We start from the raw sequence: 14,783 nt of genomic DNA, 5'->3' as shown, positions 1-14,783 counted from the left end.
CTCTGCCTGACCGGAGAGGGTCTTGTTAATTCGGGTTGTTACTCTCCGCGTGGAAAGCGTTGGCTTTCCTCGACGATATTCAGATCCATGTGGTTACGCATGTACCGCTCAGATGCTTTCTGCAGGGGCTGGTAGTCCCACGGATAATACCCGCCCTGGCGCAACGCCTCGTACACGACCCAGCGACGCGCCTGGCTGGCGCGAACTTCGGCGTCGAACCGATCCAGATCCCAACGGGCATCGGACTTGGCACGCAAGGTCTGCAACGTTCCTGCGTGCTCTGGCCTGTCTGCGAGGTTCTCCAACTCGGAAGGGTCCGTCTCGAGGTCGAACAGTTGATCAGGGTCTAGCGCACATCGGTTGTATTTCCATTTGCCATAACGCAAGGACACCAGTGGCGCATAAGAGGCCTCGGCTGCATATTCCATCGCGACCGGCGCACTGCGCTCGTGCCCCATGGCCAGCGGCACAAGGTTTTCGCCATCTGTCCACGGCGCGATCTCTGCCATATCGACACCGGCAAGAGCACCCAAGGTCGGCGTCACATCTATGGTCGAAACCGGAGCGTCGATCCGGCCCGCTGGCAGATCGGGTGCACAGATCATCAGCGGGACGCGGGATGACCCTTCATAGAAGGTCATCTTGAACCACAATCCGCGTTCACCAAGCATATCGCCATGATCCGAAACGAACAGGATGATCGCCTCTTGCCGCGTAGTCTCTAACACCTCGAGGATTTCTCCGACCTTGTCGTCCAGATAAGAGATATTGGCGAAATAAGCGCGGCGTGATTTGCGGGTATCTTCTTGAGTGATGTCAAAGCTGCGCCAGTCATTGGCGTCAAAAATCCGTTTCGAATGCGGGTCCTGATTATCATAACCAAGGTCGGCAATCTCGGGCAGAAGGTGCTCGCAATCTTCGTACAGGTCCCAGTATTTGCGACGTGCAACATAGGGATCATGCGGGTGGGTAAAGCTTACAGTCAGGCACCATGGACGGTCGTCCTTGCCACGGGCCAGATCGTATAGCTTGGACTTGGCGTTATAGGCCACCTCGTCATCATATTCCATTTGGTTGGAAATCTCGGCTACACCTGCGCCCGTGACCGAACCCATATTGTGATACCACCAGTCAATCCGCTCGCCTGGTTTACGGTAGTCCGGGGTCCAGCCGAAATCGGCGGGGTAGATGTCGGTGGTTAGGCGATCTTCAAACCCGTGCAACTGATCAGGCCCGACGAAATGCATCTTGCCCGACAGACAGGTATAGTACCCTGCACGGCGCAGATGGTGGGCATATGTCGGAATATCACTGCCAAACTCGGCGGCATTGTCATAGACACCAGTGCGCGACGGCAACTGACCGGACATAAAACTGGCCCGACCCGGCGCACACAGGGGCGACGCCGTATAGGCATTCGCAAATCGCGTGGATCGTTCGGCCAGCTTTTTCAGGTTTGGCGCATGCAGCCAGTCGACAGGACCGTCAGGAAAAAGGGTCCCGTTCAACTGATCCACCATCAGGATCAGAATATTAGGTTTAGTCATTTCTCGGCCTCGAGCAAGGTGCTGAGCACGCGCATCGCGTGGTTTACAGCCAGTTGCGGTTCTTCCGGGGCGCTCAGCGCGGCGTGGATATAAAGTCCGTCGATCAAGGCGATCATGTTCCCGGCCGCCTCAACCGGATCGGCCAAATGCGGGCGCAGCGCATAAACCAGGTTCGACCGGATTCGGGCCTGATAAATCTGCCACAATCGCAGGGCGTCGTCATTGGTCTGCGCAAGAACGTAGAATGTCATCCACGCTGCCGTCACATCCGGCGTGAAACAGGATGGGGCAAAGCATGCCCGGATGATCGCCTGCGCGCGTCCACTTGGCGTGGCTGCTTTCAGTTCGGACCGGACCTCTGCCCCGAAATCCGACAGGATGCGGCGCATCGCTGCCAGAAAAATCTGATCTTTACCGCCGAAATAGTGATGTGCCAGCGCGCTGGACATGCCAGCCCGCTTAGCGATCTGGCTGACGGTTACATCGAGGGATTTTTTCGACCCGAGCTCAGCAATCGTTGCCTTTACGATCGCATCACGGCGGATTGGCTCCATTCCGAGTTTCGGCATCCGTACCCCTCAACTGCTTTTGATAGAAAAACGCTAGGAGATTTTTATTGACTCGTCAATTAATAACGTTTTTTCGGCAAAAATCGGCTAGAGTTTAGGTGCAATACTGGGGGTCGTCAGGCTGCTGCGGTTCAACACGGCCTCGCGCCAGGCAATAAAACTGACTGCCAACAGAATCAGCGTGCCGCCGGCGACCACCCACAAATCTACGCTTTCGTGGAAAACCAACGCCCCAACCAGCGTGGCCCAGATCAGCTGTAAGAATGTGACGGGCTGCGTCACTGCTACGGGGGCGGCCTGCAGGGCCAAGGTCATCAGATAGTGTCCAAGTGTGGCAAAACAGGCAACCAGAAACAGCACACCCAAATCATGGAGACTTGGAGGGGACCACACGGCAATGGCGAAAGGTATCAGCGCCATCGTCACCCATATGGACATATGTGCAACCACGACCGAGGGCGGCAGATCTCGCACCAGCATCTTGGCCAGCAGGTAGGATGCACCAAGCGTCAACGAAGTCCCCAACATGGTCACGTGACCAACCGAGATATCCCGAAACCCAGGTCGGAGAATAATTGCGACACCGATCAATGCGACACCAATGGCGGCAATCCGGCGGAAGGCTAGTTTCTCGCCTAGAAACAGGACAGCACCCAATGTGACATAGACTGGCGTCATGTAGTTCATGGCCGTGACTTCGGCCAACGGAATTCGGGTCATGGAAAAAAACCACAGCATCACGGCAATGGCGTGAACCACCCCGCGGATGCCGAACAGTGTCAGATGCCTACGTGTCAGAGGTGTCGTAACGATCAGCCTTAACGCTGGCAGTAGGAACACCAACCCAAAGACAAAGCGCAGAAATGCGGCCTGTATCGGGTCCATGGAGGTGCCCAGAGATTTGACGAGCGCAGTCATGACAACAAAGGACAGACCGGCGGAAAACATCCAGAACATTCCCGCCAATGGCCGATAGGTGTTAGGTTGAGTTGTCATGTTAACGGTTCAACACCGAAACACAGGTGGGAACAAGACCTCAGATCGCCACCAGCTTGACCGCAATCGCCAGCATGACAAAACCGATAACAACATCCAGCACCTGCCATGCCCTTGGGCGGGCAAAGACCGGCGACAGAATCCTTGCCCCGTAGCCCAACGAGAAGAAGAAGACAAAGCTGGACAGCATCGCTCCAATAGCAAAGGCCAACCGGTCATCATATTGTGCAGATATCGACCCGATCAGAACCACCGTGTCCAGATAGACATGCGGATTCAACCAGGTGAATGCCAGCACGGTCAGCAGGACAGACCTCAGACTTGAACGTGTCCCTTCGCTGACATCCATGGAAGACCCGCCGCGCCAGGCCGATAGCAGGCTGCGCAACCCGTACCAGGTCAGAAACACAGCCCCGCCATAGCGCATGACCGGCTCGAACCAAGGAGCAGTCTGAGCAAGCGTTCCGAACCCGGCAACCCCTGCCGCAATCAGAATGGCATCCGATACGGCGCAGGTCAGGCATAGGGCAAAAACATGTTCGCGGCGCAGCCCTTGACGCAGGACAAAGGCGTTCTGCGCACCAATGGCCAAAATCAGACTAAAGCCCAGAGCGAATCCGGAAATCAGAGATGCGGACATGAAACCTCCTGTGTTCGATTTGATTGACTAGAGCCAGTCAGTCGACTTATCAAATTAAAGAAGTTACACTTGGTTAAGCTCTGCTAATGTTGCTGGATCCCAATCACCTTGCCGCACTTTCGGCCATTCTACGCCACGGAAGCTTTGACGCCGCCGCCACAGAGCTGTCGGTGACGCCTTCGGCGATATCGCAGCGGATCAAGTCATTAGAGGATCGGATAGGCGCCGCTCTGATCACTCGTGGTGCGCCCTGCACAGCGACACCCGCCGGCTTGCGCATTGCCAGATACGCCGAGGATATCGGGCTGCTTGAGGCACAGCTGGCCCGTGAACTTGCGTTGGAGGGAACCTCTGGCCCGACCCAGGTGCGCATTGCAATTCCTGCAGACAGTTTGGCCACATGGTTCATCGCTGCGATGGCCCAAACAGATGAATTGCTGTTCGATCTGGTAATTGATGATCAGGACCATTCGGCCGATTGGTTGCGCCGCGGTGAGGTCAGCGCGGCTGTTACCACCGGAGGGCAACCGGTCTCTGGCTGCGATACCCATCCACTTGGGGATTTCAGGTATATTCCAACGGCCAGCCCAGGTTTTATGCAAAAATGGTTTCGGGACGGTGTAACCAAAAGCAGCCTTGCCATGGCACCGTGCCTGACCTTCAATCAAAAGGACGGTCTTCAGAAAGCCTGGTTTGCGCGAGAGTTCGGGCACCACATTTCCCCGCCATCGCATTTCCTGCCATCCTCGCATGGGTTTGTTGACGCTGCGATTGCCGGTCTTGGGTGGGGAATGAACCCGAAAGGGTTAGTCCAGCAGGCTCTGGCAGATGGTCGGCTCTGCCCTCTGATACCAGACGCACCCCTTGATGTGCCGCTGACCTGGCAGGTCGGGCGGGTCTTATCCTCGGCCCTGTCGCCTCTGACCGCCGCTGTAAAGCGCGCGGCTGTCGTCGCGCTTATTCAACGATAGACAGGATTGGCCGATCAGGATGGCTCGGGCGCTTTAGGAATTGGCGTCACCACCCGGTAACAGGCAAAAGCTGCGATCAGGCTGACCAAGACAACGATCAAAACCGCCGCAGAGACCTCGTGCATATGCGCCAGCCCAGCCAGCGCCGCCGACACGATGACCGCAACAATCCGCGAGATGCTTTTCACCGCAGCCGCGCCTTTGACCCGCTGATCAAACGGGGCGACATCCAGAAAATACAGCTTTCGAGCACTGCTGATACCCGTGACCGCCACGGTCACCACAAACAGGGCAATCGCATGGGTGTGCACCTCATGATCGATATGGAGGTAATGGACCGCCAGCAGCCCTGCTCCGGTCAGGGCCACCATCAGAGTGCCTGAGACCATGACCGCCCGGTGGGATTTCAGGTTAACGAACTGCCACAGGGGTGCCGCAACCAGATATCCAGAGGCCGAGGAAATGATCATGGCGGTCAGACCCCTGGCTGAACTGTGATGCGCCTCGGCCGCCATCAGGGCAAAGAACGGAACCGACAGGCCAACAACCACAATCGGCAGGCGCATCACCATATAGCGCCGGAACCAGGCGTGGTTGAACATCGACAAAATGTCAGTGAGATATTCGGACCAATGCCTTTTGCTTTCGCCCTCATGTGCGTCGGAAGTTCTGTGATGCGGGACCTCGGACATCGCGAGGATGGATAGGCCCGACAGCAGGAAGAACACAACTGACACCCCAATCACAACCGAATGCCGCGCAAACGGAGGGTTGCCCAGCGTGATCTGGTGGACCAACAGCACAAGACCAATGGCCGCCAGCCCTCCGGCCCCTAACTGCAGGTATCGCATGATCATCCGTGATCTGGACTGAACGTGGTCGCCCAGCAGGTCTGTGAACAGCAATGTCTGGATCTCATCCACCAGACCGATCACAAAAAATGCTGCAACAAAGGATATTGCCGTCAACGTGACGCTGCCCGTCGCCGCCGCTGCCAGAGCCATGACAAGGCACGCCCCGATCACAACCTCGGTCATCGCGATGCTGCGTTTCTTCCGTTCGCGCAGCGCAATCACCTGGGCCAGAAACACATCGGCGATCATGCTGCCGACCATACGGATCGAAACCAGCGCACCGGCGATGAACATCGGAAGTTCCAGCGAAACCGCAAGAAACGGCAAGACAATGGACGGGCTGCCAAGGGTCCAGGCGACCTGGGACAGAATGCTCTGCCCGGTCAGGACGGGCACATTACGTTTGGCCAATTCAGATTGGGGTTCGGTCATCTGCACTTTGACTCGCTGCTCCAGCTATTCGACCCAGCCTATGAGTTCGAACCTGATCGGCCAATAGCCCTATCCTCCAACCAACAAAAAAACCCGGCCTGAGGGCCGGGTTTCCAAATCTCAGGATGCGGGGCAGATCAAAGCTGCGCCATCACCTCATCCGATGCTTCGAAATTCGTTGTGACGCGCTGAACGTCATCATCATCTTCCAGCGCATCGACCAACTTCATCAGCTTTTGCATATCCTCAAGCCCCAGCTCGGTCGTGGTGCTTGGCTTCCAAACCAGTTTGGTGGATTCCGTTTCACCCAGCGCGGCCTCGAGCGCGTTCGAGACGTCGTTCAGATCGGTGTCGGCGCACCAGATGATATGACCCTCGTCCGAGCTTTCAACATCTTCCGCGCCTGCCTCAATGGCCGCTTCGAACACGGTGTCGGCATCACCAACCGTATCCGGATAGACCACTTCACCCTTGCGTTCGAACATAAAGCCGACGGAACCTGTCTCGCCAAGATTGCCGCCATTCTTGGAAAAGGTCGAGCGCACGGTCGATGCGGTCCGATTCCGGTTGTCGGTCATCGTTTCGACGATGACGGCCACGCCGTTGGGGCCATAGCCTTCATACCGGATTTCTTCGTATTCGTCGCCGTCGCCTGCCTGCGATTTCTTGATCGCCCGGTCGATCACGTCTTTGGGGACCGAGTTTGACTTGGCCTCTTTCACCGCCAGACGCAGACGCGGGTTCTTGTCGGGATCGGGGTCGCCCATCTTAGCGGCAACAGTGATCTCTTTTGACAGCTTGGAAAACAGTTTGGACCGCGCGGCGTCCTGACGTCCCTTGCGGTGCTGGATATTGGCCCATTTGGAGTGGCCTGCCATGGTGCGTCCTCGTGATAGTGATTGCGTATTTGGCGCCCATATAGACGTTTGCGGGCCATGGGATCAAGAGACCGGCTTGCGACGGCTTCTTCTGCGAGTATGTTGGCGGTATGACGACAGATCAGATCATACTTTTCGCTCTCTTTGCCACTGTATTCGGAATGCTGCTTTGGGGGCGGTTTCGCTATGATCTTGTTGCGTTTTCCGCGCTTCTGATCGGAGTGGTGTTGGGTGTCGTGCCCGTCGATGACGCTTTTGCCGGTTTTGGTCACTCGGCGACCATCATCGTCGCGCTGGTTCTGGTCGTTTCGGCCGGGCTGGTCCGGTCCGGTGCGGTATTCCTGATCACGCGATCCTTGGTTGACGCGTCACGCGGCCTTGGGGCCCATATCGCCTTGATGGGCGGTATCGGGGCGGTTCTGTCCGCCTTCATGAATAACGTCGCTGCCTTGGCCCTGTTGATGCCGGTCGACATTCAGACCGCACGAAAAGCCGGACGAGCCGTCGGCCTGACGCTAATGCCGCTCAGCTTTGCAACAATTCTGGGTGGGATGGCGACCCTGATTGGCACGCCACCGAACATCATCATCGCCTCAATCCGCGCAGAAACTCTGGGCGAGCCCTTTCGTATGTTCGATTTCGCCCCTGTGGGTGGCATTGCTGCGATTGCCGGGCTTGCCTTTGTCTCGTTGGTGGGCTGGCGATTGATCCCGAACCGGGGACCGCAAACCGAAACCTCTGAGGCGCTGGCCGAATATATCGCAGAACTGACCGTCCCACCGGAATCGCCGTTGATCGGCAAACGGGTCAGCGAGCTTTATGAAGATGCCGAGAAATCCGACGTCGCCATCATCGGCCTGATCCGCGACGGCAAGCGCCGCTATGGCCGGTCGGCCCATGCAACACTGAATCAGGGTGACGCGCTGGTGCTTGAGGCCCGCCCCGAGGCGCTGGATGAATTCCGCGCGGCGCTGAAGCTGGATTTTTCGGACACACGTCGACAGGAGCTTCTGACCGCTGAAGGCGACGGGCTGGAAGTCGTCGAGGTTGTCGTGACCGAAAACGCCCGCATCACCGGGCGTACGGCGCAGGGGTTGGGATTGGCATGGCGGCAGAGCACCGTTTTGATGGGCATTTCGCGCCAGGGCCGCAGCATCACCGAACAGGTCCGCAAAACCGAGGTTGAGGCTGGCGACATCCTGTTGTTGCTGTGCCCGCGTGATCGCAGCGCCGATGTGACCGAATGGCTGGGATGCCTACCGCTGGCCCAACGCGGTCTGAACGTCACCGCCAATGAAAAGGCGTGGCTTGCGATTGGCCTGTTTGCCACCGCGGTGCTGGCGGCCAGTGTTGGGCTGATCTACCTGCCGGTCGCATTGGGGCTTGTTGTGGTTGCCTATGTGCTGACCAAGATCATGCCAATCGCGGATCTCTATACTCACATCGAATGGCCAGTGGTCGTTTTGCTGGGCTCGATGATCCCACTGGGCAGTGCGCTGGAAACCTCGGGCGGCACCGAACTGATCGCCAATGCGCTGATCCAGTTAACTAACGGCCTGCCTGCATGGGCTATTCTGACCGTTCTGATGGTGGTCACCATGACCCTGTCGGACGTGTTGAACAACACCGCCACGGCGATTGTGGCGGCCCCGGTCGGCATTCAGATGGCCCGCACGCTTGAGGTTTCCCCCGACCCGTTTCTGATGACGGTCGCCGTTGCAGCCTCGGCTGCGTTCCTGACGCCTATCGGGCATAAGAACAACACGCTGGTTCTGGGTCCGGGTGGCTATCGGTTCGGAGACTACTGGCGCATGGGCCTGCCGCTGGAAATCCTGATCATTGCGGTTTCGATACCCGCCATCCTTGTGTTCTGGCCGTTGTGACGGGTAAGAGCCGTTTCATGAAACGATTTCTGATCCTGCAGTTACGCCCGGAAACCGATGCGTCCGATGCCGAATATGCCTCGATTCTGGACAAAACCGGCTTGAGCCCCGAACAGACCCACCGCATCCGGCTGGACTGCGAAGACCTGCCCGACGGTCTGGACGTGACCGACTATGCCGGGGTGATCGTCGGCGGTGGCCCCGGCTGTGTCAGCGATGATCCGGCGACAAAATCGCCGACGGATGCCCGCACCGAAGCCGCCATCATGGGCCTGATGCCGCAGATCACCGCGCGCGATCATCCGTTCATGGGGTGCTGCTATGGGCTGGGTATTCTGACCGCACATCTGGAGGGCGATGTCAGCAAGGACCAGTTCGGAGAGCCCGTCGGCCCCTCAACCTGCCACGTGACAGAGGACGGTGCGACCGATCCACTGATCTCGGGGCTGGGTCAGAGTTTTGATGCTTTTGTGGGCCATAAAGAGGCTGTGCAATCCCTGCCAGATGGGTGCGTGCATCTGCTTGCCTCGGACCCTTGCCCGTTCCAGATGATCCGCTGGGGTCAGAATGTCTATGCCACACAGTTCCACCCCGAGGCGGATGCCCGCGACTTTGAAGAGCGCATCACCATCTACAAACACCACGGCTATTTCCCGCCCGAAGATGCGCAGCGTCTGATCGACATTTGCCACGCCGCCAATGTCACTCTGCCCGGTGAAATCCTGCGCAGGTTCGCCCAACGCTACGGCTGACCCTACGGCGCGGTTGCCTGCGGCTTTGACCCTCGCTTACGCTGGTCCGAACGGCTTTGGGAGGAGTTGTAGTTGGATCTGCTTATTAATGTCGGCCTGCCACTATCGTTGGCCATAATCATGCTGTCCTTGGGTGTCGGGCTTGAGATCGCCGATTTCCGCCGGGTTGTCAGCAGACGATACCCTTTTGCGATAGGGGCGTTCTGCCAGGTGATCTTGCTTCCCATTGCGGCATTTACGACGGTCAAACTCTTTGCACTGCCACCGGAAATAGCAGTCGGTGTTATGCTCCTCAGCTTTTGCCCCGGCGGTGTTACCAGCAATATCCTGACTAAACTGGCCAAGGGTGATGTCGCTCTTTCCGTCAGCCTGACAGCCATCATCAGCTTGTTGTCGATGGTGACGGTACCCGTATTGGCCGCATGGTCGATCAATCACTTCATGGGCGAGGACGCACCCGAGGTTTCGATCACCGGGCTGGCCATAGCGATGTTCCTGATCACCACCCTGCCCGTCGCTATCGGCGTCAGTATACGGCATTTCGCAAAAGGATTCGCAGAGCGGGTCGATGCCCCATTGTCCAAACTGGCTTCGATTCTTTTCGTCCTGATCGTTCTCGCCGCGCTGGCCGGGAACTGGGAAATGTTCGTCGAAAATTTGGGGCTGATGGGGTCGGCGTTGATCACCCTGAACATTGCGCTGCTGCTGATCGGGCTGGGACTGGCCCGCGCTGTGAACCTGTCATGGAACGAGAGCAAGACGATCTCAATCGAAACTGGCATCCAAAACTCGACTCTTGGCATCACATTGGCAGCGCTGATTACCAGCACGGAAAACGGGCTAAGCCCTCTTGCTCTGCCATCGGCCGTCTATGGTATCTTGATGTATGTCGTCGCCCTGCCATTTATCGCCTGGCTGCGCCGCAGCTGAGAGGAAAGAACATGACCAATAACACCGCAGATGCCATTGTCGTTGGGGCTGGGCTGGCCGGGCTTGCGGCCGCGGCCGAGCTAGGCGACCGCGGAAAAAAGGTGATCATACTGGATCAGGAACCCGGTCATTTCCTCGGCGGTCAGGCATTCTGGAGCCTCGGTGGACTGTTCATGGTCGACACGCCAGAACAGCGCAGGATGGGCATCAGGGACAGCCACGAACTGGCCTTGCGTGACTGGCAGGGCAGCGCGCAGTTTGACCGCGAAGAAGACGCTTGGCCCCGCAAATGGGCCGAGGCCTATGTCGAATTCGCCGCCGGTGAAATGCGGCCCTGGCTGCACGATATGGGGCTGCGATGGTTTCCTGTGGTTGGATGGGCCGAACGTGGCGGTTCTTATGCCGATGGGCATGGCAATTCGGTACCTCGGTTCCACATCACATGGGGCACCGGCCCTGGTGTTCTGGAACATTTCATCCGTCGCGTGCGCGAACATGTCAGCACAGGCCTGATCCAGCTGAAGTTCCGCCACCAAGTCAGCCATATCATTATGCAAAACGGCTGTGCCAAAGGCGTCTCGGGAGAGGTCTTGGCTGAGGACGCAGCCGCGCATGGCGCCAAGACCAACCGAGAAGAGGTTGGGGAATTCGAGGTCTATGCTCCTTCGGTCATCGTCAGTTCGGGCGGTATTGGTGGCAATTTCGAAATGGTGCGCAAGAACTGGCCGCGCGACCGCCTGGGCGAACCACCCAAAGACATGATCGCGGGCGTGCCGTTCCACGTTGACGGCCGCATGATCCCCATCAGCGAAAAGGCCGGTGGACATGTGATCAACGGCGACCGGATGTGGCATTACACCGAGGGCGTCAAAAACTGGAACCCTATCTGGCCATCGCACGGAATTCGTATCCTGCCCGGCCCAAGCTCTATGTGGTTTGACGCGCGCGGCAATCGTCTGTTGCCCCCTTGTTTGCCGGGGTTCGACACGTTGGGCACGCTGAAAGAGATCCTAAAGACCGGTTATGAATACAGCTGGTTTGTACTGACGCAGAAAGTCATCAAAAAGGAATTTGCGCTCTCCGGGTCGGAACAGAACCCGGATTTCACCTCGGGCAGCTGGAAAGAGGTTATCCGTCAGCGCATTTTGTCAGGATCGCAAGCCACCGCGCCGGTCGAGGCCTTCAAACAACACGGGGAAGACTTCATCGTTGCCAACACTCTGACCGAACTGGTCAGCGGCATGAACCAATTGGGTGGCGATCTGATCAATGAGGCGCATTTGCGCGCCCAGATCGAAGCGCGGGACTCACAGGTCGACAACCCGTTTACCAAGGACGCGCAGATGGCGGCTATTCTGGCGGCCCGCAACTATCGGGGTGACAGGTTGATCCGCACCGCCAAACCACACAAGTTCCTTGATCCTGCCAATGGGCCGCTAATCGCGGTCAAACTTCACATGCTGACGCGCAAAACGCTGGGCGGTTTGCAGACCAACCTCGACAGTCAGATGATCGGTGCAAACGGTCAGGTCGTTCCCGGGCTGTTCGCCGCAGGAGAGGTCGCCGGTTTCGGCGGCGGCGGCTATCACGGATACAACGCGCTGGAAGGCACATTTCTGGGCGGCTGCATCTTTTCCGGGCGCAACGCAGGACGGTCGCGCGCTGTGGCCTGATTACTGCGTGCGTATGAATTTCAGAACCGGGTCGCCTGCGCTGTCCAGCAGCGCAAGGCTATTGCCTGCCACCGCATAAGTGGCCACGTTTTGCAGGGCGACAAAGAACTGATCCTCGACCTGCTCCATCTCGGGCGGGCAGGCCATCAAAGTGGCCGCAATATTGCCTGGAAACGTAAGCGAATTTCCGGAAATTTCGACCTGCCCTGTGAAACGGTTGCAACCGCCTGAGCCGCTAAAGGCACCGCCTTGCGCAAACTCAAGCTGCGGGGCGCGTTCGCTGTTCAGCACGGCCCCATCCACACCAATCGCCGTCCAGCTTGTGTTTTCCAGCCCCGCCGACGTGGGGCCGCCCGTCTTGACCAACAAAAGGTCGGCTGTATCCGGCGCACCATTGGTCAGGACCGGATACACCGTGTCGGTCGTAAACAGCAGTTGTGACCCACGATATATTGCCCCCCGCACCGCATAGGTCATCCCGTCACGGATCAGAGCATCATCATAGGTCAATTCAAACTCGGCAGGCACCCCGCTCAGCACGTAGCGCTGCGCAGCCAGCGTTACCGCTGGCGCATCCGCAAGCGATATATCCTGCAGCTCGATATATAGCGTCGCGTCTTCAGGCACGGCAATCCGTTCGCGGTAGGAGGCGGTACCGGTCACCGAACCAGCCGATACATCGCTGCCAATCAGCGCCACCATAATCGCACCCATTACGATCAACTGACCAAATTTTGGAAAAGGCATAATCCTGTCCTTTCGTCCAAGTTCTAGAGGAAAAGATTGTGTCTGGATCAGCCTTTACAAGACCGTCAGCGCAAAACCGGCGGGTTCGCGCCGGTGTCACAACGGCCAGATGATCGGAATAAGCAACGAAGCAAGCAGCCCGACCGTCAGGTTCAAGGGGATGCCAACCTTCATGAAATCGACAAACCGATATCCCCCCGGACCATAGACCATCATGTTGGTCTGATATCCGATTGGTGTCGCAAAGGATGCAGATGCCGCCAACATCACCGCAACTACCAGCGGCCTTGGGTCTACGCCGACGGCCTGCGCCAACCCGATTGCGATTGGCGTGACCACTACCGCAACGGCGTTGTTGGAGACGAGTTCGGTAAGCACCGAGGTCAAAACATAGATGGCCCAAACGATCAGGAACGGTGGCAGCGCACTAAGCCCAGGTGCGATTGCATCGACGATCAGGGAAACCGCCCCGGACTTATCAAGCGCGGCCCCGATGGCCAGCATCGAGAATATCAATGCCAGAAGTCGCCCTTCGATAAAGGAAAACGCCTCATCCGCGTCTATGCAGCGGGTGACCAGAACCAGAGCGACCGCAAGAATGGACAGCAGCAGAATTGGCGCCACACCTAAAGCAGCCAATACGACGATCCCGATAAGTGCGCCAATCGCCACCGGAGCGTGATTGCGGCGGAACGCCCGCGCCGAGGGCTGTGTCACGTCGACCATATCCATATCAGCGGCAAGCTTCTGGATATCGGCAGGCGATCCCTCCAACAGCAGAGTATCCCCGACTCGCACCACGAGGTCGTCTAGTTGACGACCGATATTCTGGTTCCGCCGATGTACCGCCAGAACGTAGACACCATAGCGGCGGCGCAGGCGCATCACGCCCAGCGTTCGCCCAACCATACGGCACCCCGGTGTGATCAGCACTTCGACCGTTTTGGTCTCGACCGCAGAAACCTGATCAACACGCTTTAACTCTTTGTTGCTTTGCAGGCTCAGCAACTCGGTCATCTCGGTCCGCAGAACCACGCGATCCCCAACTTCAAGCGTCACCCCTTTGAGGTTGCGCCGCAAAGACTCGTCCCCGCGGACCACGTCAATCAGGCGTACGCCGGGACGCTTGAACAGTTGCACTCCTGTCACTTCGCGCCCGATCAGGTTGCTGTCAGGCGGGATGACGGCCTCGGTGAAGAATTTCATCTTGGACCGGTCACTCAGAAGCGAGGCCATGCTATCGCGTTCAGGCAGCAGGCGCGGCGCAACAAAGCGCAAATAGATCATGCCGTAGATCACCACTGCGATGCCCAAGGGCGTGACTTCGAAAATCGTGAATGCAGCCAGACCCTGAGATCGCGCGACACCATCCACAAGCAGGTTGGTCGAGGTGCCGATCAGTGTCAGCGTCCCCCCCATGATGGCAGCATAGCTGAGCGGGATCAGCAGTTTCGAGGCCGGCACGTTCAACGTGCGGGCAATCTGTACAAAAACCGGGATCATCACGACGACCACGGGTGTGTTTGACACCACCGCCGAGGCCAGAACCACAAACCCCATCAGCATGGCAATCGCGATACGCGGGTTAACCTGCGCCTGTTTCTGCGCAGTTGCGGTAAAGGAATCCAATGCCCCGGTTCTGACCAGAGCCCCCATGACGATGAACATCGCCGCAATCGTCCATGGCGCAGGATTGGACAGAACTGCCAACGCACTTTGATAGGGCAGGATACCGGTCACCAGCATCAGGGCAACGCCCGCGATGGCGACAACCTCGGTCGGGTAAGCCTCGCGCAGGAACATGACAAACATGCCTGCGACAACCAATAGCGCCACGATCGCGCTGCCCGTTTCTGTCAGTTGAAGAAATTGCATTCGTGGTATTCAGTCCGAACCCTGGCCCAGCTTGCG

The 14,783-nt window shown here is 57.9% G+C and carries 13 protein-coding genes; 5 read left to right on the top strand and 8 right to left on the bottom strand.

Annotation, left to right across the window (positions count from 1 at the left end; translation table 11 throughout):
• Positions 1–38 precede the first annotated feature (38 nt).
• From betC to AC2FIC_RS00880, 4 genes are all read right to left on the bottom strand, one after another.
• Positions 39–1,547 (bottom strand): choline-sulfatase, encoded by a 1,509-nt coding sequence (betC, locus tag AC2FIC_RS00895; protein ID WP_281994927.1) that lies wholly within the window; start codon positions 1,545–1,547, stop codon positions 39–41.
• A complete protein-coding gene (gene betI, locus AC2FIC_RS00890; RefSeq protein ID WP_271949443.1) occupies positions 1,544–2,116 on the bottom strand; it encodes a choline-binding transcriptional repressor BetI in 573 nt (190 codons plus the stop codon). Before betI ends, betC begins: the two co-directional genes overlap by 4 nt.
• Before the next feature lie 87 nt (positions 2,117–2,203).
• Positions 2,204–3,112 carry a DMT family transporter gene (locus tag AC2FIC_RS00885; protein WP_496689676.1) on the bottom strand — a complete coding sequence of 303 codons (909 nt, stop codon included), beginning with the start codon at positions 3,110–3,112 and terminating at the stop codon, positions 2,204–2,206.
• Between the two features lie 40 nt (positions 3,113–3,152).
• Positions 3,153–3,752, bottom strand: coding sequence for a LysE/ArgO family amino acid transporter (locus AC2FIC_RS00880; RefSeq protein ID WP_496690941.1), 600 nt, complete (start codon positions 3,750–3,752; stop codon positions 3,153–3,155).
• An 86-nt stretch (positions 3,753–3,838) separates the two neighbouring features.
• Between AC2FIC_RS00880 and AC2FIC_RS00875 the strand changes: the two genes are divergently transcribed.
• Positions 3,839–4,723, top strand: a complete 885-nt coding sequence (locus AC2FIC_RS00875) for a LysR family transcriptional regulator ArgP (protein WP_496690942.1) — start codon at positions 3,839–3,841, stop codon at positions 4,721–4,723.
• A gap of 14 nt (positions 4,724–4,737) precedes the next feature.
• Here AC2FIC_RS00875 and AC2FIC_RS00870 read toward each other — a convergent pair whose 3' ends face one another.
• Together AC2FIC_RS00870 and AC2FIC_RS00865 are read right to left on the bottom strand one after the other, a co-directional pair.
• Positions 4,738–6,009 (bottom strand): MFS transporter, encoded by a 1,272-nt coding sequence (locus AC2FIC_RS00870; RefSeq protein WP_496690943.1) that lies wholly within the window; start codon positions 6,007–6,009, stop codon positions 4,738–4,740.
• Positions 6,010–6,146: 137 nt separating this feature from the next.
• Positions 6,147–6,887, bottom strand: a complete 741-nt coding sequence (locus AC2FIC_RS00865) for a YebC/PmpR family DNA-binding transcriptional regulator (protein WP_142636775.1) — start codon at positions 6,885–6,887, stop codon at positions 6,147–6,149.
• Positions 6,888–6,997: 110 nt separating this feature from the next.
• On the opposite strand from AC2FIC_RS00865, the gene AC2FIC_RS00860 reads away from it, so the two are divergent.
• From AC2FIC_RS00860 to AC2FIC_RS00845, 4 genes are all read left to right on the top strand, one after another.
• Positions 6,998–8,770: an SLC13 family permease gene (locus tag AC2FIC_RS00860; protein ID WP_142636773.1), complete on the top strand. Its 1,773-nt coding sequence runs from the start codon at positions 6,998–7,000 to the stop codon at positions 8,768–8,770.
• Positions 8,771–8,787: 17 nt separating this feature from the next.
• Positions 8,788–9,522: a glutamine amidotransferase gene (locus AC2FIC_RS00855; protein WP_496690944.1), complete on the top strand. Its 735-nt coding sequence runs from the start codon at positions 8,788–8,790 to the stop codon at positions 9,520–9,522.
• 72 nt (positions 9,523–9,594) lie between these two features.
• Positions 9,595–10,452, top strand: coding sequence for a bile acid:sodium symporter family protein (locus tag AC2FIC_RS00850; protein ID WP_496690945.1), 858 nt, complete (start codon positions 9,595–9,597; stop codon positions 10,450–10,452).
• An 11-nt stretch (positions 10,453–10,463) separates the two neighbouring features.
• On the top strand, positions 10,464–12,125 hold the full coding sequence (locus AC2FIC_RS00845; RefSeq protein WP_496690946.1) for an FAD-binding dehydrogenase: 1,662 nt from the start codon (positions 10,464–10,466) through the stop codon (positions 12,123–12,125).
• Here AC2FIC_RS00845 and AC2FIC_RS00840 read toward each other — a convergent pair whose 3' ends face one another.
• A complete protein-coding gene (locus AC2FIC_RS00840) occupies positions 12,126–12,872 on the bottom strand; it encodes a YbaY family lipoprotein (RefSeq protein WP_496690947.1) in 747 nt (248 codons plus the stop codon).
• A gap of 96 nt (positions 12,873–12,968) precedes the next feature.
• A complete protein-coding gene (locus AC2FIC_RS00835; RefSeq protein ID WP_496689672.1) occupies positions 12,969–14,747 on the bottom strand; it encodes an SLC13 family permease in 1,779 nt (592 codons plus the stop codon).
• Between the last annotated feature and the right edge of the window lie 36 nt (positions 14,748–14,783).

The sequence above is a fragment of the Ruegeria sp. CDSC079 genome (assembly GCF_059610505.1).
The sequence above is the reverse complement of the archived record's forward strand: the minus strand, read 5'-3'. Positions and strand labels throughout refer to the sequence as shown.